Origin of the sequence: Crocosphaera sp., from assembly GCF_030064895.1 — a bacterium.
GTDB lineage: Bacteria > Cyanobacteriota > Cyanobacteriia > Cyanobacteriales > Microcystaceae > Crocosphaera.
This window is the reverse complement of record NZ_JASJEB010000039.1, coordinates 1-21,779: the sequence shown is the minus strand read 5'-3', so window position 1 is coordinate 21,779 and position 21,779 is coordinate 1. Positions and strand designations below refer to the sequence as shown.

The following is a 21,779-nucleotide window of genomic DNA, read 5'->3' as shown; positions in this document are numbered from 1 at the left end:
TTATTAAAGCAAAAAAATGAATCAAAAAAACGCTTTTCTTCCCCATCTTATTGCCCCTAAATTACTCAAGATTTTTGAATCTCAAACTCCTATAGGTGAATTTTATAAAAAAGCAACTTATATGAGTCTGAAAAACGAACCTGGTAGTCTTGATTTTACACTAGGAGACTCCCATGAAATGCCTTTACCCGGCTTTGTAGAAGCCCTACAAAACAATGCTATTCCCCAGAAAATAGGATGGTACGGCTATAAAGGAAGTTTACCTCAAACGAAAGAAATTGCCTCGAAAGCATTAAAGAAACATCGAGGTATATCTATTGTACCTGATGATATTTTTATGACCAATGGTACAGTTGTCGGTTTAGCAATCTGTTTAAAAATGTTAGTTGAAGAGGATGATCAAGTTATTATCAATCTTCCTCCTTGGGTGGGATATCGTAAGATGATACAGTTAGTAGGGGCTAATCCTATAGGTATTCCAGTAAAAGCTAAAACCTTTGATTTAGATTTAGAAAAAATAGCTGATTCTATTACAGAAAAAACCCGCGCCATTTTAATTAATTCACCCCATAATCCCACTGGAAAAATTTTCTCTGCAAGTACCTTTGAAAAATTAGCAAATATATTAACTGAAGCTTCTAACCGTTATGGTAAACCAATATATTTAATTTCCGATGAAACCTTTAGCCGTATTATCTTTGATAACCAAGAATGTCCGAGTCCAACCCAATTTTATCCTTATTCTTTTTTAGTTTATGGTTATAGTAAAACTTGGATGGCCCCAGGACAAAGAATCGGTTATATTGCTCTTCCTGAAACTATGCCAAACCGTCCCGAAATAAGAAGATTCATTGAGCAATTACAAAGTCTATATTTTGGTTGGTGTTTTCCCAGTGCTTTGATGCAATACTCATTAGAAGACTTAGAAAACTTAGACCTGAACCTTGATAAATTAAAAGCAAAAAGGGATCGTATGGTAACAGAATTACAGAATATGGGTTATGAAGTTAATATCCCTCAAGGAACCTTCTTTTTATTAGTTAAATCTCCTTGGAAAGATGATGGTGCTTTTGCAGAATTATTAGCCACTAATTACCAAGTATTTGTCTTCCCTGGAACTCCCCAAGAAATTCCAGAATATTTTCGTCTTTCTTTAACAGCTAATGATGAAATGCTCACCCAAGCACTACCAAAATTTAAGGCAGCTAGAGAAGAAGCATTGAAAATTGAATCAAAAACCGGCTCTTGATCTTCTTTTTTCTAAGATTAACTATTCAGCAATTAATAATTATTAATTATTCGGTAAATGGTGGGTTACGGTGCAAAGAAAAACTTACCATGTTTTTATCAAAATCAAATCAGCACCTAACCCACCCTACGATTGGGTAAAATTTCCTTATCCGTTCCCCTCCTGGGAGGGGTTAGGGGTGGGTGAGTTGGAGACTTCGTTAACGACACCCTAAACTATCTCTAGTTGCAACCCCAGTCACCGGGTTAACCCCTTCGGCCCGTTCGCACATTAAAGAAACTTGATAGCGATCGATCACTGCATCTGTAAAATCGGCCCCTGTGATGATCGCATCATAAAAACGGGTCCGAGTAGCGATCGCATCCACTAAAATAGCGTCAGTGAGATCAGCAAAATCTAAGGTTACGCGATCGAGTAGAGATGAAGTTAAATTAGCTCCTTTTAAATTCGCCTTTAAGAGTATTCCTTCGGTAAAAATGCCATAGGAGATATCTGACCCCTCAAAATTGGCTTCTCGCATATCTGCAGCAGCGAATACACCCTTTTCTAAGTCCTTATGGGAGAAGTCTCGCTGTTGTAAATCACCATAGGTGTAGTTGACTGTGTTATCCTGAGCAATAACGGGACGAGCATCTAGTAAAATCCAAATTGTGGCTACTAAAACTAGAGCAGTTAGGGTTAAAAAAGGAAAAAATAAGGCTTTAATTGACTTTATCATTACAGATTACGGTTGAGAAGTCTTCAGGAAACTATCTCCCAAGATCATGTCCTTAGCATCTAAACCAATACGCAAGGTCAATTGAGAGTCTAAGTCTCCTGTAGAAGATGCTTCTACTCTACCCATTCCTAAAGTTGTTTGCAAGTAATTTGCCGCTTCAAAGTCCCCTTTTTGGACGACAATTTCTGTTTCTCGTAATAATTGGGGTGAGTCTTTGATTGTATAAACATTACGGATGTCTTGTTCTGCTAAATATTCCCGAACTTGGTTAAGTAGGCCAGGATCATCAGTAGCATTTTGTAGAGCAATTCTAACACGGTTAGGGGAACGACGAGGACCAGACTCCCATTGAGGACTCACCCCGAAATATTGTTCCATAACTTTATCCCGTCCTCTTCTTGACATAACCCAATAACTACGGTTGTCAAATTCATCTTCTTGGCTAAAGCGACCGGGTAACATCACCATTTGTACTTTATCTCGCTCGATTTGTCGACCAAAATTAACCAAGGCCAGCATTTCTTCCCAAGTAAGGTTAGTATCGAGATGTTTTTCTACTAATCCCATGGCCTGGGGAATACGGGGTATAATAGTGGGGCTAGTTAGACGTTGACGTAGGGACTTGAGTAATATTTGTTGTCGTTGTACTCGGCCAATGTCTCCATAAGCATCTTTGCGGAAACGTGCAAAATGTTCGGCCTGTTCCCCGTTTAAAATTTGTCTCCCTGCTGGTAAGTCAATTTTTAGGTTTTGGGTTTTGTCTTCATATTCCATCTGATAGGGGACAAATACTTCTATCCCTCCCACTAAATCTACTAATTCGGTGAACGCATCAGTAGTAACTCGAACATAGCGATCGATGGCCACATCATTGAGGGTTTTGCTCAGGGTTCTAGCAGCTAAACTAGGACCACCATGAACGTTGGCATCATTAATTTTAGTGTAACCCACCCCTGGAATATGGACACGACTATCTCTGGGTATTGAAAGCATTTTAACGGACTTATCCGCAGGATCGAAGCGTAAGATTAAAATTGTATCACTGCGTCCTCCAAAGCCTTCTAAACTTCCTGGGGGAGTATCTAACACACGATCTACTCCTAAGACCAGAAGATTGATGGGACGAGACAAGTTATATTGTAGCAATGTATTATCAACGACGGGTTCACTTTCCTCCGTCTCAGGGGTTTCGGTGGTGTCCGTCCAAGGGTTGGTTATCTTTTGGGTTAGGGGTAAAATCTGTTCTGAAAGGGGACTAAATAAGGCTACAGTTGCTCCAAATGTGGCTGAACAAACAGCAGTACCACCAAAGATAATCCCCCATAATAATCCTCTCAAAAGAGGATTAAATACCTTCTTTTGTACTTTTTTCTGGGAATGATTTCTTGTTACTTTTTTATTGCGGGATTTAGGAGATTTATACTTAGAATATCCCGAATTCTGTCTAAAACCAGAAGCTTTAGACACTCTATTGACACTATTGGCCATATTTACCTCAACACACCACCTTATTGTTGTTTAGAAGTCTCTTTAGGTTAGGTTGTTCCCTAATTCAACATTCTTCATTCTTTTCTTAGTATAATAGCTGGCCATTAATTTAGAGGTTTAAATTGAACCTAAAACTAATATTTAAGATAATGATTGGTAATAAGAAGAAAATAGTTATCAAATAAACCAAAGCTAAATAAGTTTTTTCACTGGCAATATAAGCTAAAGTTTTAGCTCCGAAAATGGGGATATTTCTTAACAGAGGAATACCATAAATAACTATAACACCTGAGAAATTATATAGAAAATGAACTAGGGCAATTTCTAAAGATGCGATGGCATTTTCTCTAACAGCAGTTGCTGCTAATAATGCAGTGATACAAGTGCCAATATTTGCCCCTAAAATAAAGGGATAAATTTCTTCTAAACTTAATAAACCGATTCCTGCTAGGGGAACCATTAAACTGGTAGTAGTAGAAGAAGATTGCACTAAAATAGTTACTATTGTTCCTAAGAAAATGCTCACAACTGCATTTTTGCCCATAGCAGTTTTTAAAATTCCTTTAGCTTGATTGATTAGTAAGCTTTTGAGTATTTTCCCAATGTAGAAAATAGAAACAAAAATTATAATGATTCCGATCAAAATTAAAGAAATACCATCAAAAGGTTGTGGTAAATTTACTGTTACTTGTTTCATAAATTTAAGTACAGGAACAGTAATAAATTCAATCAAATTAAATCCGTTGAAATCGGGACTATCTTTCCCTTTCAAAAATTGAGCCAAAAATAAAGCAGTTTTTTCTAGAAAATGTGTCCTTATTTCTAAAGGTAGAAAAATAAGTACAGCTAACAGATTAAAAAAGTCATGAATAGTAGCAGCAGCAAAAGCTTTTCTAAACTCTTCCTTGTTACCAATATGACCTAAACTAACAATAGTATTAGTAATAGTTGTGCCAAGATTTGAACCCATTACCATCGGGACAGCAATATTGACAGGCAGTCCACCAGCAACTAAACTGACTATAATTGAAGTAACTGTACTCGATGATTGAATTAAAGCAGTTGCCATAATTCCGACAATTAAACCAGCAAAAGGATTAGTGGCAAAAGTAAATAATTCTTCAGCTTTTTCTCCCACACTTAGCTTAAAACCTGAACTAATTAAAGTAACAGCAACAATGAGGAAATAGACTAAAATAATAACCCCTAACCACTTGAGAAATTTCTTGTTTTCTCCTGTTATTTGTTCATTAATGGGTTGAATCATGATAAAATTAGAGTAATATTATTTAATTAAAAAATATCTTTGATTGTTGCGGGACTAAAAAAATGGCCAAAAAGCAAAAATTTCCTCACCTATTAGGTTCAAAATGGACAGCAAAACAAAAGACATGGGGATGGCGACATTTTCAAGTAGTTAACCGCAAAAATCAAGGTAAGTTTGTATTTGCTGAAATGGTAGCTTCTTGTGATGCAAATGTCCGTTTTTGGATCAATGCAAAACAATTTAAAGATCGTTCTTTGTGGCAACCTGGATGGCAAACTTTAGAAGAAATGAACCAACCAGAAGAAGAATTAGATATTCTTTAAATTGTTCACCGAATAATTATTAATTGCTAAAAAAGGAATGGCCTCCTTAATAATTTTCTCTCGAAAATAGTCTCATAAACTCTGAAATGTTGCTACATAAACTTTATAATCCAGATAATCTTCTAAGTTTTGAATCAAACCAATTCTATCTAATAAATTTCTTCCTGATTCCATTTCTACTAAAAAATCAATATCAAATATCACTATCTGAGGTTTCTTCCCCTCTAGCAAAAGAAGCAAAAATATGAATATTAAATGCACCATGTTGAGCAGCAATTTTGAAAATAGTTTCTCGTTTTTCTTGAAGTATTTGCTGTAATTTCATTTTGAGAGAATTTTGTATAATAAGATATAAATTTCAGTTTAACTCAAATGACTCAATATCAACTACCAAATGGGCCAAAAACTCATCCCTGGATACAAACATATCAATGGTTGACCAACCCCCTTAAATATCTTGAAGATTGTAGTAAACGCTATGGTGATATTTTTACTCTAAAAATTGGTCCAGTCTTTAAACCCCAAGTATTTATTAGTAACCCTAATGGAATTAAAACTATTTTTAACAGCACTCCCAAGCAGTTAGACTCTGGGGAACCAGCAGGTATTCGATTACCTTTATTGGGACGGCAATCAATGTTAGCCTTAGAAGGTAAGCCTCATCAAAGACAAAGAAAACTGTTAACCCCTCCTTTTCACGGGGAACGAATGCAAGAGTATGGTCAACTAATTCAAAAGATTACTGAACAAGTGATTGGTGAATGGAAAATAGATGAGCCATTTTCTGTGTTACCGTCGATGCAAGCTATTTCCTTTAAGGTAATTTTGAAAGCAGTATTTGGTTTAGAAGAAGGACAACTTTATGAGCAACTGAATGAAAAACTGCTCAAAATTATGAATCCCATAAATCCTTTAGTTTCGGCGATGATGCTGTTGTTTCCCATCCTCAGAAAAGATTTAGGGGAATGGAGTCCTTGGGGACGTTTTCTCAGGTTACGACAAGAAGTTGACGAACTAATATACGCTGAAATTCAAGAACGTAGAGATAACCCTGATGAGTCTCGCACCGATATTTTATCATTGATGATGGCTGCTAGGGATGAAGCAGGGGAACCCATGACAGATGAAGAATTACGGGATGAGTTGATGACTTTGTTAGTTGCGGGCCACGAAACAACGGCCACTTCCTTAGCTTGGGCCTTATATTGGATTCATCATCTACCAGAAGTACAAGAAAAACTCAGGGAAGAATTAGATAGTTTGGGGGAAAACCCCGACCCTAACACCATTTTTCGCGCTCCCTATTTGAACGCTGTTTGTTCTGAAACCTTGCGAATGTATCCAGTCGTTTTGGCGACCTTAAACAGACTGGTCAAGTCACCCTTACCAGTCATGGGCTATGATTTAGAACCAGGAACCCTTGTTAGAGCTTCCATTTATTCGACCCATCATCGAGAAGATTTATATCCTGAACCCCACAAATTTAAACCAGAAAGGTTTTTAGAACGTCAATTTACTCCTTTTGAATATTTACCCTTTGGAGGTGGTAACCGTCGCTGTATTGGCATGGCCTTTGCTCTGTTCGAGATGAAACTGGTCTTAACCACTGTATTATCTCGTTGGCAATTACAAATGGCTGATTCTCAACCGGTTTTACCCAAACGCAAGGGTGCTTTATTGGGACCCAAGGGAGGGGTTGAAATGGTTGTTAAGGGAGAGCGAGCGCAACATCAGCGTGTTTTGGAGATGACTTCTCGATAAACTCAATAATGGATAGTGAGATACTATCCATTTCCCTTACTTAAAGATTCTCCAATAGTAACTTTTTCTAGAATACTTACTACACTATCAGCAAAATTATTCATAGTTTGAGAACTGATTAAAGGGGTGACATGGGCAAAACTCAAACATAGTTTGTCATGAAAAGTTACTGCACCCAACCAAAGACAAGGTCCTAAAATATGTTGTCCCACAGTAAAATAAATTTCTTTTATTTTTAGTTGACCATAGTTTTTGGCTAAGTTAAATTTTCCACGATTAGAAATGTTCATTGTTTTAACTCTTCCTGTGGAATTTTGCTCTAACATTTTTTCCAGTGTTAATTTACTAAAATTAGCGAATCTCTGACCATTAATTAGATTATTAATAGTCTGGTTTTTATTAAGCTCAATTTGTTCTTTACAGTTTCTAGCTAAATCCCAAAAGTTTATATTCTTTGTTAAAGTATAAATATTTTCTACGCTAGAAACAAAACAACCAAAACTATTCATATCAATTTCTGGTTGACTATATTTGCGTAAATTTATATTGGAACTACAAGATAAATTTACCGGTTCTTCAAAATTTGAAATTGTTTTGGTTCCCAACAACATTGCTGCGCATAAAGCACCGTGTATTGTTGTTTTTTGGTTTCTAGATTGCTCTTTCAAATTTAAAAGAGTTTTTGAGTCAATGATTCTGTTAATAATATGGGTACGTCTTTCATTAATTTTAGCGTCATTTTCGAGAATTAATTTAGGACTTAGACTATCTGATGAATCTTCATTTTTTGTATCTTCTGTTTGACTATAATTTACTGAATTTTTATCTATATTTTGTTCTATTGGAGGAGGAAAAGCTAAACTACTAGGATTAGATATTTCTTCTTGGCTAACAATTTTCTGATAATAAATTAGGAGATTATCAATAAAGTTCATACAAGATAAACCATCGGCAATAGAATAATGAAAAGTAGCAATAATTTCACTAATACCATCCCGAAAAGAAGATTTAAGTAAAGTGATACGACATAAGGGATTGAAACCTTGAGAAAATTTTTGGTGTAGTTCTGATTCAGCAATTTCTAACCATTGATTTTCATAAGTTTTTGTCATAACCTTTAAGGGGATTTTTTGTATATTTTCAGAACTAAAATAAGCTCCATCCTCCAGGTCAATTATACGAACTCGAAGCAAAGGATAACGGTTTTGTAGTAATAAGAGTGCTTTTTGTAAAATATGAGGCTGTATATCTCCTTCAATGCGAGCAATATTAACATCTATCATGCCGCCAAGTTCATGAATGATATGAAAAATATTTTCAACTGAACCGAGTTTTCTTTCTACTGATGACATAAAATTATTCCTGTTTAATTATAGTTATAATAAGTAAAATAAGCCTGTAATTGCTGACGAATTTTTTGAGCGTTTTTTTCGACTTCTGGTAATAAATTAATCGGACGAGGTTTGATTAATTTTTGATAATCCAAAGTTTCTTGTGCTTCTAATCCTAAAAAGTCTAAAATTTTTTCGATAGTTTTTTGTGGTTCTTGACATAAATCTTCATATGTGATGGAGAGGTAATCTTGACTAGATAATGAGTCAACATTTTGCAAAAAATATGTAGTTGATTTTAGAGACTCTTCTGTAACTCGACGTACTCCTAAGTTGAAATATTGAGAATATAATAGTTGGTATAAATAGCGTTGAAAGGGATTTTTAAATATTGTTCTGTACCACTGAGCAATTAAAGCAGTATAGGGGTTCCAAGAAGAAAGCAAAATGCGTACGGCTTTTAATTTAGAATTAATAACATGAAGGGGATGACGATGAATAAAAACAAATTTTGCATTAGGTATAATCTCCTTTACATACATAAATTGTGGAAAGTCCCAAGGATTTTTCAGTAATAAAGGTTTTGCGGAATCGGATGTTAATTGTATTTTTTTACATAACTGTTGAAAAACGAGTAAATTCTTAGGAGTGATATATGACTCATCATCAACAATATTCTTAAGAATAAATCCATATTCTTCAGGTAATTCTGGTGTGACAATAACATTATCTATAGTGCGATCGCTAATACCAAGAGATTTAAACTGTTCTGCTAATTCTTCAATCCTCTGAGTTTCAGTATGATTAAGATGATTAGACAGAAGTTCGTCATATTTGATAATATGGTAAGCTTTGACATAGTTAAAACACTCTGTTGCCGCCAAAGTTTTGTATAACAAAGTAGTCCCTGAGCGATGATCTCCCATAATAAAAATAGGGCTAAAATCTACTTTTGATAGTAAGTTTAGATAAGGTTGATCGGCAATAGTCTGAGCATTTGTAGATTGCATATTTTCTATTTATTTTATTACTATTTTTGAGCAATAACAGGTTTCCTAGTAGACACAGCTTGTTCTACAATATCAATGGCTCGACTAACACCACCGGCTTTTTTGATAGCTGCTTGTAACCGCAAAGCATTCTCTTGTAAGAGTCTTCTGTTAATACCTTATCTAATATTCCCATTGAAGGAGGCAGGAGATAACTTATTCTTCTAATTTTTTCTGTAACCTTTTCAAGGTTTGATACATCTCCGGTAGCTTTTTATAGATTGCAGATGCTTTTAAATATAACTTATTGGAAACAGCCGGACTACTTGATACTATTTCCTCGGCGGCCACATCACTGGGAATACCGGTTTGTGCTGTTGCGATCGCACCATCCCCAATTTTTGCTTGGTTTGCAATACCAACTTGTCCAGCCAAAATCACCCGTTTACCTAAGGTAACACCACCAGCTAAGCCAACTTGAGAGGCCATGACACAATTTTCTCCAATTTGACAGTTATGGGCAATATGCACTAAATTATCCATCTTACTGTTACGGCCAATACGAGTGGTTCCTACAGCCGGGCGATCGATGGCACTATTACAGCCAATTTCTACCCCATCCTCCAGGACAACATAACCGGATTGTTCCATCTTAAACCACCCTTCACGGGTAGGAACGAAGCCAAACCCTTCCGCACCAATAACGGCACCACTGTGAATAACGCAATCGTTGCCAATTTGCGCCCGTTCGTGGATGGTACAATTAGCATGGAGTAAGGTGCGATCGCCGATACTCACTTCGGGATAAATGACAACATTACCCTGAATACAAGCATTATCGCCAATTTTTACCCCCTGTTGAATGATGACATGGGGCCCAACATAAACATCTTTGCCCAGGGTAACACTGGAATCAATGACTGCGGTTTCGTGAATATTAGGGCTTGGCTGAAAAGGTTTATAAAATAATTTAATTGTGTGAGCGAAGGTTAAACGGGGTTCTGGGGTAGCTAACCAAGCAATACCTTTTTGAGTGGCTTCTTGCTGTAAACCTTCGTCACGGGGCAAAATCAAGGCACTGGCAGCCGTTTTGGAAACCATCGCAGCAAACTTGGGACCTTCAATATAACTTAACTGTTTTCCTTGGGCTTCACTAACAGCAGCAACGCCTATAATATCGGGGTTATTATCTTTATCAGTGCTTAAACTATGTTCAGTGACTAAAGAACCTAGTTTTTCAACGATTTCTTGAAATTTCATGTTTATAGTAATTATTTATAACGCTATTTCCCTGTAGACGTAGTTTCGGGTTGTACTGTTGCGCAATAGAAATGATTTGCTAATAAAACTGATACAATGCGACATCATAACATAAGACACATTGAGGTTTACTTCGATTCGATGCTCAGAAGTAGCCCCTCTCTTGACATAAAAATTATCATAGAAGGTACTAGAAATCTCTCTAACTACTGTTGCGCAATAGTAATAATCCCTATATCAGTAGAAAAATTAGTGAGTAAATTGTTCATATATTTAACTGTCATTCGGAAATAGGAGGAATCTTCATCAAGTCCTGTCCTAACCATAATGCAATGCGTAGTGCTATAGAATGAAGATTCTACCCTCTGTTTCCTTTTTGTTACCGCTCTATAATTGAACTGAAAATTATGAAACAAAACCTATTTGATAAAAGTGCTAATGCACTGGTTAAATTTAGTAGTCGTTGGGGTCGTCAAAGTTGGATTATTTTTTTAGTTTGCTTTGGTATCTATTTAAGCTTAATTCCCTTTACTCTTCCTTTTTCTGCCCAGTCTCGTGAGCAACCAGCAGAAATTAGAGGAGTGTGGTTGACTAATGTTGATAGTGAAGTTTTATTTGACGCAAAAACCCTAACCGAAAGCATTAATACTCTTTCTCAACTTAACTTTAATACCTTGTATCCTACAGTTTGGAATTGGGGTTATACTTTATATCCTTCTCAAGTTGCTCAATCCGTTGTCGGAAAAAATTTAGACCCCACACCTGGCCTACAGGGTCGAGATATTCTTAAAGAAACCGTTGAACAAGGTCATGAAAAAGGAATGTCTGTTATTCCTTGGTTTGAATTTGGATTTATGGCACCCAAAGACTCAGAGTTAGCAAAACGTCATCCAGACTGGTTAACTAAACGACAAGATAACAGCACAATGTGGTTAGAAGGCAATACCCATGAAAGAGTTTGGTTAAGTCCTTTTAACCCTAAAGTTCAAGAATTTTTAACAGATTTATTGATCGAAATTGTTACTAACTACGACATTGATGGTATTCAAGTTGATGATCATTTTGGTATTCCCTTTGACTTTGGTTATGATGATGCTACGGTGCAACTTTATCAACAAGAACATAATGGAAAACGTCCACCGGCTACACCTAGTTATCTAAAAATGGGACGTAATAATTGTTTAGCTAAAAATGCAGCTTGGACAGAATGGACTAACTGGAGAGCAAAAAAAATTACCGAATATATGGGAGAAGTTTTTGCCGCAGTTAAAGCAGTAAAACCTAATATTATGGTTTCTGTTTCTCCTAACCCTCAAACCTTCTCAAAAAATTGTTTTCTTTTAGACTGGTCTGGTTGGGAAAGAAAAGGACTCGTTGAAGAGTTAATCTTACAAGTTTATCGACAAAATATGGTAGATTTTCAACGGGAAATTAATCAACCCGAAGTTCGACAAGCGAAAGCACGTATCCCCTTCGCTGTTGGGGTTTTATCCGGTTTAAAAGGTCGTCCCGTTCCTATGCAGCGTATCAACGACCAAGTAAAAGCAACCCGTAATCAAAAGTTTGCTGGTGTTTCTTTCTTCTTCTACGAAAGTCTCTGGAACTTTGGACCAAAATCACCCAAAGAACGTCAATTTATGTTTAAACAAATCTTTCCAACTACTGTTAGTCGTCCCCAGATCAAAGGTTAGTTTTATCCGTAGGGGTTTAGTATTGCTAAACCCCTACCAGTCAGCAGTCAATTTACTATTTGAGTCCTAGTAATGATTGAGCAACAGGCCAAGGTTTAACGAGAAATTCATAGGCAAGAGTCGTTATAATGATAGTTAAGACCGACAACAACAAGAATTCAGGCAAAACCCCAAGTCCTAGTGGTTTGATATATGTACCCAAAATTATAGTGATAGGATAGTGGAGTATATAGAAGGGTAATGAAGCCTTTTTCATGTAAATCAAAAAATCTGTATTGGTATTTTCTAGATAGCGATGAGCTAACGCCAGAAAAAAGGCGATTGCACTCCAGGTATGAACTCCAGTCACTATGGAGCAAACTAGATGTCGTCCTAATTGAGAACCACCATAAAAGCCTTCTAGTTGATACTGGCCGAGAAGAACCAACCGAATTACTGAACTGCCTAGAAATAAAGACATCCACCATCGTAATTTAGAATTAATGGTTTTACCTAAACGTTGATCAAGAAACAGCAGATAGCCAATAATGAAGGCGAATAAATTGTAGGTGAAATAGCCCCAATCATTGGTCAGTGTTTGACCATTGACAAATAATGGCCACTGACTACCAAATGTTGCCATGATGCCACTAAAAATAACCATAGGTAAGTAGACCAGATGGGAGTTAATGAATGTGGTGATTTTCTGGATTATTTGACTGCTGATTCTGAGTAAAATTGGAAAAGTTACGAGATTGAAAATCAAGAGATAAGCTAAAAACCAAAGATGACTCCACAGAAACAAGAGACCATTGGTGAACTACCCCAACTTACTCCGCTAAGGCTTCGTTGAAGTTGGGGCTTCTGAACTCACGGGGGAATGCCTCAAGACAGACTTACGCCCACCTTTCGGTCTTATTTCCCCTCCTTCAGCAGCAGTCCTGGTTCCCAAGACCGATATTTGTCTGATGCCTTCTGCTCTAATATTTTTGGACGCATTTTCATCCCTATCATGGTGTGTACCGCAACTCGGACAAGTCCATTCCCTAATATCTAATGGCATTTCTGACATCTGATATAGGCAATTAGAGCAAGTTTTACTACTAGGAAACCATCTATCAATCTCAACCAATAAACCACCTTTTTGCTCTAGTTTATAAGCGAGGAAATTGACAAACATTCCCCATCCGACATCAGAGATAGCTTTAGCTAAGTTATGATTACGAACCATACCCTTGATATTCAAATTCTCAACGACTACTATCTGATTATCATCAACAATTTTTCTTGATAACTTGTGTAGAAAGTCTTGACGGGCATTGCTAATACGTTCGTGAACTCTAGCTACAAGCTTTTTAGCTTTTTCTCTAGATTTACTTCCTTTTTTCTTACGGGCTAATTTGGCTTGTTTTCTAGCTAAGTTTTTCTCATGTTTTTTTAGATGTTTAGGGTTAGCATACTTCGATGTTTTTTCACCATTATGGGTAAGACAGAAGTCTTTAAGCCCTAAATCAATTCCTGTAACTTTTCCACTTGTCACTACTTCAGGAGTCTCTTGTTCAGTGTCAAACAACAATGAAGCATAATATTTTCCTGTTGGTGTTTTAGTAATGGTAACAGTCTTTAATTGTCCGTCAAATAACCTATGGATAGAGGCTTTAATCACCCCCACTTGCGGAATTTTGACTCCTTTATCAACCACTGAGCAATACTGAGGGTATTGACAAGATTGCTTACCATGATATGACTTGAATCTTGGGTACTTAGCTCTACCTTCAAAGAAGTTTTTGAAGGCTTTTGTCAAGTTGAGAGTAATTGACTGCAAGACCTGGGAGTAACACTCTTTTAACCATGCGGTTTCCTCTTCTTTTTTGAGCTTTGGCAATACTTTATTGAGAGCTACCCGACTCAACCCTTTACCTGTTTCCTTGTAAGTCTCATTGCACAGATTCAAAGCATAATTCCACCACCATCTAGCACACCCCATGACTTGACTAAGTTTTTGGGATTGTTCTGATCTGGGATAAATTCGGACTTTTACGGCTCTGTACAATGGTTTCACAGAAAGTATAGTTAGTGATATAATTATAGCACAAGACAATAGGAAGTGGACGCTTTGCGATTTATTCATTGGTCGGGCATTCATCCCTAAGTTATAGAACGTTAGGGAATTCTGCCCGACATTCGGTTAAAGTGATCTTTCCAGCGATCTCCATCTCAAAAGCCCCCTAAATACGAATATTCATCTTACAAATATAATTATGCAGTGATCGTGGCTCAACAAATGAAAATTAATAGTTATTTTGAAGGAACTTATCCTAATATTACACTCTGGTTAACTCATGGTTGGATTGAGATAGGAGAAGATGAAATGAGTGAGTCCTTTATCCGAGTTTTAGATATAGGAGGTACGGTCTGGGAAGGAAAAACAAGTTATAAAACTTTAGATTAAGCTTTTAATGATTTAGAAGCGAATTTAAAGGATATTATCGAAGATAGAGGACTTGAAGAGCTTTAAACATCGCTATCATTTTCTGGCATTTCTGCGATGTTGGAGGTGAAGGGATTAGAAAGAGAAGAAGTTTCAATTTTGTCTAAGAGGAGGACACTACCATTGAGGAAGGTGAAAGCGAGAACAGCGTTGATGATGAGGGTAGAAAGTTTCATTTTGATAACTCCTTGAGTTGGTTATATACCAAGATAAAGAGTAAAAATACTCTTGCCGTCACCTATAAGGATAAATACACAGTCATCCTCATGGGTGATGACAGCTTCATCCTTAAACCAAAAACCCGACTCAGAACTGAGTTAGAAGAAGAAAATCAATGATTTGCAGCAGATATAAGAGATAAGAGTGAATTTTGGTTATTAAAGGTATTTTTAAAGGGCAAGTCTTTATATTTGGTGACTTGTTGTTATCTGTTCTTAGTTTGCCCAAAATTCGGTTAGTTCATATCAATAAGCTTTAAAAAAAATATAAATACATTATCAATTATTAAAAGTTTTGACCGTTATCTCTTGTTATTCACCTCCTCTTCTGACGGGGTTTTTTGTGACCATTATCAAAATGTTTTCCGTGCTAATTTTACTATGGGAAAATCATAAAGATTTAATACACAAAAGACGGCTTTATTATTAACTTTTGTAAAGTACCCAATTTGTGGCGCGGAGTGCAAAGGGCAAGAGGAAAACAGAGCAAAGTGCAACTAAGTCCTGGGGGGGCCACTCACAACACGAAACCCGACATCATCGTAGTAGTCGCGCGCGAGGTTGATGTAGCGGTTGGCGCAACGGCAATCGTCAGGAAGGTCGTACCAAGAACCGCCGCGAATGAGCTTTGTTGCTTCATTATCGTTACTTTCATCTAAATTTGACTGATTATCAAGATTAGAATTTTGAGGATCAAGCCAAGCACTACCATCAGTAGGTGCATCCTTATAATCACCATGCCAATCGTCTTGACACCATTCCCAAACGTTTCCGTGCATATCGTATAAACCAAAGGCGTTAGCTACCTTAAAGTGGCCTACAGGGGTGGTTTGTTCTCGATAAATTCCTTTTGGTCCTTTTCCATAATTGCCCGGATAAATTTTCTTCTCATATTCAAAGTCTGTTCCTCGGTAGTTAGCTAAATCTGTGGTTATGGTTTCACCAAAATGGAAAGCAGTGGTTGTCCCTGCACGACAAGCATATTCCCATTGAGCCTCACTAGGTAGCCTATAATCCCTTTTTGTTAGTTTAGACAGACGTTCACAGAATTCAACAGCTTCATACCAAGAAACTTGTTCAACAGGTCTAAGCCATCTTTCTATGGTTTCTTGGTCTTGTTGATAAGGGTCTTTGAAATGAGAGGGATCTTCTTTTAAGTCGATGTTGACTTTTAAATCAGTTCGAGAGGCGATCGCTTTCCATTGCGCCTGAGTAATGGGATATTTGCCCATAAAAAACCTGGGAACGGTTACTTTGTGTTGAGGACTTTCCCATTGAAAATAATTTACCTCGTATTCTTTACATAGTCTGGCTATTTCTGCGTCGTCGGTTCCCATCATAAATTCATCCCCTGGAATTTCCATCATATCCAGAGTGATGCCATCACCTAAATCCTCTGTATAGTATCTTGCCTGTCGTTGTTCCTTTTTAATAACTAATTTAGTGGCCATTTTTTAGATATAGACATTTCTTGCATTAAGTTTTGCGTTAACCAGACAACATTTATTTATAGGAGTCGACACATAGATTAGGGCAGTCAATCTGCTTGAAATAAGCGATCGCCTGAGTCATTTTTCTCACTAATATAGCAACCGCCAACGCAGTTAGGACATTTTGAAAAACTGAAACCTAATAGTAGCAAGGTTTTTACCCCCTGCCTCCGGCCTCCTACTATAAAAGAGTAGAGCCAGCTAACGTTTCGGCAATACCTACTAGGCTAACTGACTCTGGGTTATTTTTGGATGTTTTCACATCACCGGAACAAGTCTGGACTCTTCTTCGGCACGCCCGACAGATTCCCACCTGCCAGTTCTGGCACAGAAGAGTGCTGGGGGGGCCACTCACAACACGAAACCCGACATTATTGTTGTTGTCGCGCGCGTTGTTGTTGTTGCGGTTGGCGCAACGGCAATTGTTAGGATTGTTGTTCCAAGAACCGCCGCGTTTTCTCATGCCTGTCCCGTTATTCATCTTCGGATGTTACGGCCACTTCTGAACCAAATTTTAGATTTTCTTTGGGAAATGCCACTCTTGTCGCTGAAACTTCCATGTCTCAAAAATATCTCGTCGCAATCGATAAGTATTTCCGTGCATCAGATGCGCTTCCCAACTTTGCAAACTTTGTACTAACTTTTCTAAGGAGATTTGCCCATAACGGTAATCGTACTGTAACTGTCTTAATCGTATACGAGATCGCCTTAAATTATCGTTTCTAACTCTAACTTGATCAGGTAAGACCCTAAATCCTAAAAAGTTTGCCCCTTGTTTTGTTTCAAATAATTGAGTTTTAATAAGATGAAGTTTTAATCTTAATTTGGTTAAATAGTCCTCAATTTCTTGTCTCGCTGATGCTAAATAATCCCAATCATCGGATAACAAGGCAAAGTCATCTACGTATCTTAAATATTTTTTAGCTTTCAGTTGTTCTTTGACAAAATGATCAAATTTATTCAGGTAAAGATTACAAAAGAATTGACTGGTTAAGTTACCGATAGGAAGTCCTTTTCTTCTTTCTAAGACAGTTGATAAGGTATCTCCTGGAAAGACCTCTATAAATAGCTCTTGTTCATTACTATTATCAATAATCTTATCAATCAACCACAATGTATCTTTACATTTTAGATAACGACGAATTTGCAATTTAAGAATTTCGTGATCAATACTAGGAAAATATTTTTTAATATCACATTGTAAGATATATTTGCTGTTCCGTGCAAAGTCAATAAATCGTTTTAAAGCGCGATGAGTTCCATAACCTTCTCGATTAGCATAGGAATCTTTAATAAATCTTTTTTCAATAGGAGGAATAATAATATTACAAAGAGCATGATGAACGACTCTATCTCGATAAGGAGCAGCAGAAATCAAACGGGGTTTGGGATCATAAATCCTAAATGTGCGATATTTCCCTGGTTGATAGGTATGATTTCTAAGTTCTTTTTGGATGTTTAGTAAGTTCCCTTCTAAATTATGATTAAATTCTAAAACACTGTCTCGATATCGCTTACCTGATTGTGCTTTTTTTGATGCTTCTAATAAATTTTCAAATGCAGTTATTTTATCAAATAAATTACCGATTCGCTTCATTTTTTAATCTCTAAACTTCAATTATAGCTTAAGTAAGCTGTTTATTGATGTGCTACTACTTAGTTAAAATTGGCTATATCTTCATAATGATTATTATTAGCTCTTAACTTACCATTTTGTTGTTTTTGCTGTTTAATCCATCCCCCTAATTCTATACCAATCCCTTGTAATTGCTGATTGATATACTCATAGCGTTTAACTGAAATTAATTCAAAATCATACAGTAAGCGTGTTTGATACCTTAAAATATCTAATTGGCTGTTTAAGTCGACTAACTGAGTTAATTTATTTTTACTGTATCTGGCTTTTAATAGTCCTTCTAATAGTTCATAAAGTTCAGTAATCATTCTATCCCCCAAGGAAAATTTATGGTCACGGGGAAGTTTATTTAAAATGGGAACAAACCATTTCACAAAATCATAACTTTTCTGAATAACTGGCAATTCATTCATTGATACTAATAGTCCTTTATGCTTTTTACTTTTTGCTTTACTTTTTGCTTCAGTGCAGAAATGCTTAGAGAGCATGGATTGATCATTATGACAGAAATTTGGGGGTTAATTGCCTCAACAAATCTCACAAATTATTGCCTTTTATCTCTAATATATTAACTTTTGTAAAGTAGCCCATTTTTTGGGCCGGAGGGCAAAGGGCAAAAGGAAAACAGAGCAAAGTGCAACTAAGTCCAGGGGGGGCCACTCACAACACGAAACCCGACATTACTGCCGCTGCCGCGCGCGTAGCTGTAGAGGCGGTAGGCGCAACGGCAATCGAAAGGATTGTAGTTCCAAGAACCGCCGCGAATCACTTTTTTTGGCTTATTTTCCTTATTTTTATCTGAATATGACTGATTATCAGGATTATAATTTTGAGGTTGAAGCCAAGCACTACCGTCACTAGGCGCACCGTCATAGTTATCCTTAAAATCGTCTTGACACCATTCCCAGACGTTTCCGTGCATATCGTATAAACCAAAGGCGTTGGCTACCTTAAAATAGCCCACAGGGGTTGTTTGCTCACGATATTCACCTTTGGGTTCATCAGCATAGGTATAGGTGGCACGATAGTTAGCTAAGTCTCCTGTGATGGTATCCCCAAAGTGAAAGGGTTGTTGATACTTCTGATTCCATTCTGCTAGGGTTAACTCCTGACTGGTAACTGATGATTGATCAGTGATAGCTGCTCTACAGGCGTATTCCCATTCAGCTTCTGTAGGTAAACGATAGGGTTTGCCAGTTAGTTTAGAGAGGCGATCGCAAAATTCTTGAGCTTGATACCAGCTTACTCGTTCAACGGGTCTATCCCATCGGGTTTTGGGGGTTTCGTCTGGTTCTAAAGAGGGTTGAGGAGGATCGTCTTTAAAACGGGATGGGTCAGTATCTAAATCAATATTAACTTTAAGTTCCGTTCGTTCGGCTATAGCTTTCCATTGTCCTTGTGTGATGGGATAACGTCCCATAGAAAAAGGTTGAAGGATTACTTGATGTTGGGGTTTTTCCCATGTAAACCAATTTCTATCAAACTTTTTAACCAGTCGCTCAATTTCTTCATCATCGGTTCCCATCCAGAATGTACCACCAGGGATTTTCATTAGTTCTAATTTGATTTCTGGGGTTAGTTCTTCTATAAAACCTTGAGCTTCTTTTTGTTGCTTATTAATAACCCATTGTTCTTCTCCTGGTAAAAACCTCGATAGTAGATTTTGATTTTCTTTAATTTCTTTTTCAATCGTAGCCACAGAAAATTGAAAAAGATGAGATTTTTGTTGACTATTGTTTTTTTGAAAAGAAACGGAATCATTTTTTTTACTTTCTTTACTTTGTTCTTTATTATCTTGTTGAGTGTCTTTTAAACCCCCTCCTTCTAGTCCAGGGTCTTCATTTTGTTCAATGGTTACAACTTCAAATGTGCAAATTTTGAGGCTTATTTCATCTACTTTAGCCTTAGATTTAGAAACTATTTCTTCACTGATTATTTCTGGATTAGATGGACTTTCTTCGGTGATATTAGGTGTTGATGATTGCTCTTTGACTTTATCTCGAATTCTATATAAAGACTGTAAAGCTTCATTGGTTTTAAATTTAATTAAACGAGTCCATATTGTTTCAGCTAATGTAAAATCTTGTTTAACAAATTCAGCGTCTAACGCATCAGCTTTTAATAGAGCTAAGTCTGAGTCATTAGGATGAATATAATCAGGTAATAAAAGTAAATGATATTTACTTGCTGGTTCCAACGCTTCATAGGGAGTTTGTGTTTTTTTTAGATGTTCTAAAGCCAACTGTTTAACCCTAGTTCTTAACCGCTTACATAACCTTTCTACTGTCGCACAATTACCCTCTCCTTGTAACCGTAAAGATTCTAATAAAGCAAAAGTAAATGCTCCATGATTTAAAGATTTAATTTCATAGGATAACTTATTGGGTTGACAAGAAGATATTTTTATAATTCCCTGTTCTTTAGATAATTCAAAACTAGAACTTTTCGAGGAAGAATCTCGGCAAGCATCAAGCAGTATGATAATATTTCCTGCTCCCGAACGACGGAGATAATTAGTAATTTCATTAAGAGGAATTGCCGTACGTTCAAAATATTCTGGATCACCACTACTATCAGAAAATAATAGATAATGTTGTCCTCGATATTCCAAACCATGACCACTAAAGAAAAACCAAAGATTGTCAGACAATGTTAATAAGGGTTTATCTTTTTTGAATTTATAGCCCAACCAAGAATAAAAATTGCCATACATTGGTTGAGAAGGAAAGTCATTCCTCATATCAGGAATAGGATCTGAATTATCAGTAAATAGATAAACATTATCAAATTTTGCCTCTTTAAAAAATTTGCTCATTTCTGTGGCATCATTCACCGCACAGCTTAAAATACGATGAAAATAATAACGATTTATCCCGACACAAATTGCCCAATTTTTAGACATTTTTCCGAATAAACTTTAGCTTAATGGCTCCTTTAGCTCCAGCTTCACCACCGGTTCCTAAAATCCCAATTTGACCCTTTCCATTAATTTCAATGGAACATTCTAATTCTGACAATTCTATTCCAATAGTTGTATTTTCTGCCTGAGAAAAAGCATCTTGTATAACTTCTAAAAAATCATGTACATTTTGTTTTAAGCGACTAGCACTAACAAAGTTACCTCGACTATTTTCTTCAGAATCATCATAGTAACCTCCTCCAGCCGAAGAAGTTTTACTATCATCAGTTTCTCGAATAATCCAAATACCTTTTTCTTCTGACATAATTATGTTTTAGTGACTGCTTTAAGTTGGGCTTCGAGAGAAGCAAATTTTTGTTCCAATTGAGTCATCCTCTGACTTAATGGCACATTATCAGCGCATCCTAAGTATTCGGCGATCGCAGTAATGACCACATCAGTTTTAGACGTGCCTGTTTTCTCAACATAGGTGTTGAGTTCATCAAAAAGGGGTTGGGGCATCCTAACGGCGATTTGTGGCTTACCCATAATCTTTTACACAATTGTCTTTCTTTAATATACTAGCAACCGTGTGACTAAGTAAGTAACCTTTGTCCATAACATTAACTTTCTTCAAGCATTCTTAACACCTTCTCCTCAAACTCCGTCAACCAAGGCCGGTCTATTCTCCCCAAACTAGCTAATATAGCCTTAGCAGTATCCTCTATCTTAGGGTCATACAATTTTGATAGGCGATCGCACAATTTCCGCACTTCCTCCTGCTGTTCATTAGAGTAAGACAATTCCTTGAGATTCTCAGGTTTTACCTGGTAATTGCCGTCCCATAAGCGGACAGTACAACTAAAGTCATGAACTTCGGTGATAACGCACCAACAACCCCCTTTACCCCGTAAATCAGGATTATCTTTAACCATAATCATAGCCACGTCACCTTTATGCCAAGGATTAGGAACTGGTTTCCGTTCACG

The 21,779-nt window shown here is 36.8% G+C and carries 21 protein-coding genes and 2 pseudogenes; 5 read left to right on the top strand and 18 right to left on the bottom strand.

Annotated elements, in window-relative coordinates; genetic code table 11:
* Positions 1-16 precede the first annotated feature (16 nt).
* Positions 17-1,249: an aminotransferase class I/II-fold pyridoxal phosphate-dependent enzyme gene (locus QNJ66_RS11205; RefSeq protein WP_300506541.1), complete on the top strand. Its 1,233-nt coding sequence runs from the start codon at positions 17-19 to the stop codon at positions 1,247-1,249.
* A gap of 199 nt (positions 1,250-1,448) precedes the next feature.
* On the opposite strand, the gene QNJ66_RS11200 is transcribed toward QNJ66_RS11205, so the two are convergent.
* The 3 genes from QNJ66_RS11200 to QNJ66_RS11190 form a co-directional block, all read right to left on the bottom strand.
* Positions 1,449-1,967, bottom strand: coding sequence for a pentapeptide repeat-containing protein (locus QNJ66_RS11200; protein WP_300506538.1), 519 nt, complete (start codon positions 1,965-1,967; stop codon positions 1,449-1,451).
* 6 nt (positions 1,968-1,973) lie between these two features.
* The gene (locus QNJ66_RS11195; RefSeq protein ID WP_300506535.1) at positions 1,974-3,455 is read right to left on the bottom strand and encodes an LCP family protein; all 1,482 of its coding nucleotides are present in this window, start codon (positions 3,453-3,455) and stop codon (positions 1,974-1,976) included.
* 109 nt (positions 3,456-3,564) lie between these two features.
* On the bottom strand, positions 3,565-4,722 hold the full coding sequence (locus QNJ66_RS11190; RefSeq protein ID WP_300506532.1) for a Na/Pi symporter: 1,158 nt from the start codon (positions 4,720-4,722) through the stop codon (positions 3,565-3,567).
* A 62-nt stretch (positions 4,723-4,784) separates the two neighbouring features.
* Between QNJ66_RS11190 and QNJ66_RS11185 the strand changes: the two genes are divergently transcribed.
* Complete coding sequence (locus QNJ66_RS11185; RefSeq protein WP_300506529.1) at positions 4,785-5,045, top strand: TIGR02450 family Trp-rich protein; 261 nt, start codon at positions 4,785-4,787, stop codon at positions 5,043-5,045.
* 72 nt (positions 5,046-5,117) lie between these two features.
* On the opposite strand, the pseudogene QNJ66_RS11180 reads toward QNJ66_RS11185, so the two are convergent.
* Positions 5,118-5,370, bottom strand: a pseudogene (locus QNJ66_RS11180) (nucleotidyltransferase domain-containing protein).
* A gap of 47 nt (positions 5,371-5,417) precedes the next feature.
* Here QNJ66_RS11180 and QNJ66_RS11175 point away from each other — a divergent pair.
* Complete coding sequence (locus tag QNJ66_RS11175; RefSeq protein WP_300506526.1) at positions 5,418-6,806, top strand: cytochrome P450; 1,389 nt, start codon at positions 5,418-5,420, stop codon at positions 6,804-6,806.
* Positions 6,807-6,829: 23 nt separating this feature from the next.
* On the opposite strand, the gene QNJ66_RS11170 is transcribed toward QNJ66_RS11175, so the two are convergent.
* The 3 genes from QNJ66_RS11170 to lpxD all read right to left on the bottom strand — a co-directional run bounded on the left by QNJ66_RS11170 (position 6,830) and on the right by lpxD (position 10,386).
* On the bottom strand, positions 6,830-8,158 hold the full coding sequence (locus tag QNJ66_RS11170) for a condensation domain-containing protein (protein WP_300506523.1): 1,329 nt from the start codon (positions 8,156-8,158) through the stop codon (positions 6,830-6,832).
* Positions 8,159-8,172: 14 nt separating this feature from the next.
* Complete coding sequence (locus tag QNJ66_RS11165; protein WP_300506520.1) at positions 8,173-9,147, bottom strand: sulfotransferase; 975 nt, start codon at positions 9,145-9,147, stop codon at positions 8,173-8,175.
* Between the two features lie 195 nt (positions 9,148-9,342).
* The gene (gene lpxD, locus QNJ66_RS11160) at positions 9,343-10,386 is read right to left on the bottom strand and encodes a UDP-3-O-(3-hydroxymyristoyl)glucosamine N-acyltransferase (protein WP_300506517.1); all 1,044 of its coding nucleotides are present in this window, start codon (positions 10,384-10,386) and stop codon (positions 9,343-9,345) included.
* Between the two features lie 407 nt (positions 10,387-10,793).
* Between lpxD and QNJ66_RS11155 the strand changes: the two genes are divergently transcribed.
* The gene (locus QNJ66_RS11155) at positions 10,794-12,077 is read left to right on the top strand and encodes a glycoside hydrolase family 10 protein (protein ID WP_300506515.1); all 1,284 of its coding nucleotides are present in this window, start codon (positions 10,794-10,796) and stop codon (positions 12,075-12,077) included.
* A gap of 55 nt (positions 12,078-12,132) precedes the next feature.
* On the opposite strand, the gene QNJ66_RS11150 is transcribed toward QNJ66_RS11155, so the two are convergent.
* Positions 12,133-12,861: an acyltransferase family protein gene (locus QNJ66_RS11150; protein ID WP_300506513.1), complete on the bottom strand. Its 729-nt coding sequence runs from the start codon at positions 12,859-12,861 to the stop codon at positions 12,133-12,135.
* Positions 12,862-12,894: 33 nt separating this feature from the next.
* Positions 12,895-14,109 (bottom strand): RNA-guided endonuclease TnpB family protein, encoded by a 1,215-nt coding sequence (locus tag QNJ66_RS11145; RefSeq protein WP_300506569.1) that lies wholly within the window; start codon positions 14,107-14,109, stop codon positions 12,895-12,897.
* A 219-nt stretch (positions 14,110-14,328) separates the two neighbouring features.
* Here QNJ66_RS11145 and QNJ66_RS11140 point away from each other — a divergent pair, with 219 nt between their 5' ends.
* Positions 14,329-14,508 (top strand): hypothetical protein, encoded by a 180-nt coding sequence (locus QNJ66_RS11140; protein WP_300506510.1) that lies wholly within the window; start codon positions 14,329-14,331, stop codon positions 14,506-14,508.
* A gap of 62 nt (positions 14,509-14,570) precedes the next feature.
* Here the strand turns inward: QNJ66_RS11140 and QNJ66_RS11135 are convergent, their stop codons facing one another.
* The 9 genes and pseudogenes from QNJ66_RS11135 to QNJ66_RS11100 all read right to left on the bottom strand — a co-directional run.
* A complete protein-coding gene (locus QNJ66_RS11135) occupies positions 14,571-14,723 on the bottom strand; it encodes a hypothetical protein (protein ID WP_300506507.1) in 153 nt (50 codons plus the stop codon).
* Between the two features lie 539 nt (positions 14,724-15,262).
* The gene (locus QNJ66_RS11130) at positions 15,263-16,216 is read right to left on the bottom strand and encodes a formylglycine-generating enzyme family protein (protein WP_300506504.1); all 954 of its coding nucleotides are present in this window, start codon (positions 16,214-16,216) and stop codon (positions 15,263-15,265) included.
* A 220-nt stretch (positions 16,217-16,436) separates the two neighbouring features.
* Positions 16,437-16,718: an SUMF1/EgtB/PvdO family nonheme iron enzyme gene (locus QNJ66_RS26175; RefSeq protein WP_366146280.1), complete on the bottom strand. Its 282-nt coding sequence runs from the start codon at positions 16,716-16,718 to the stop codon at positions 16,437-16,439.
* 51 nt (positions 16,719-16,769) lie between these two features.
* The gene (locus QNJ66_RS11125) at positions 16,770-17,852 is read right to left on the bottom strand and encodes an RNA-directed DNA polymerase (RefSeq protein ID WP_300506501.1); all 1,083 of its coding nucleotides are present in this window, start codon (positions 17,850-17,852) and stop codon (positions 16,770-16,772) included.
* Positions 17,853-17,911: 59 nt separating this feature from the next.
* On the bottom strand, positions 17,912-18,304 hold the full coding sequence (gene avd, locus QNJ66_RS11120) for a diversity-generating retroelement protein Avd (RefSeq protein WP_300506498.1): 393 nt from the start codon (positions 18,302-18,304) through the stop codon (positions 17,912-17,914).
* A 227-nt stretch (positions 18,305-18,531) separates the two neighbouring features.
* Complete coding sequence (locus tag QNJ66_RS11115; RefSeq protein ID WP_300506495.1) at positions 18,532-20,793, bottom strand: SUMF1/EgtB/PvdO family nonheme iron enzyme; 2,262 nt, start codon at positions 20,791-20,793, stop codon at positions 18,532-18,534.
* Positions 20,786-21,115 (bottom strand): hypothetical protein, encoded by a 330-nt coding sequence (locus QNJ66_RS11110; RefSeq protein ID WP_300506490.1) that lies wholly within the window; start codon positions 21,113-21,115, stop codon positions 20,786-20,788. The genes QNJ66_RS11115 and QNJ66_RS11110 overlap by 8 nt, the downstream gene beginning before the upstream one ends.
* A 2-nt stretch (positions 21,116-21,117) precedes the next feature.
* Positions 21,118-21,339, bottom strand: a complete 222-nt coding sequence (locus QNJ66_RS11105) for a DNA-binding domain-containing protein (RefSeq protein ID WP_300506488.1) — start codon at positions 21,337-21,339, stop codon at positions 21,118-21,120.
* Positions 21,340-21,413: 74 nt separating this feature from the next.
* Positions 21,414-21,779 (bottom strand): annotated as a pseudogene (locus QNJ66_RS11100) (hypothetical protein); the annotation flags it as partial.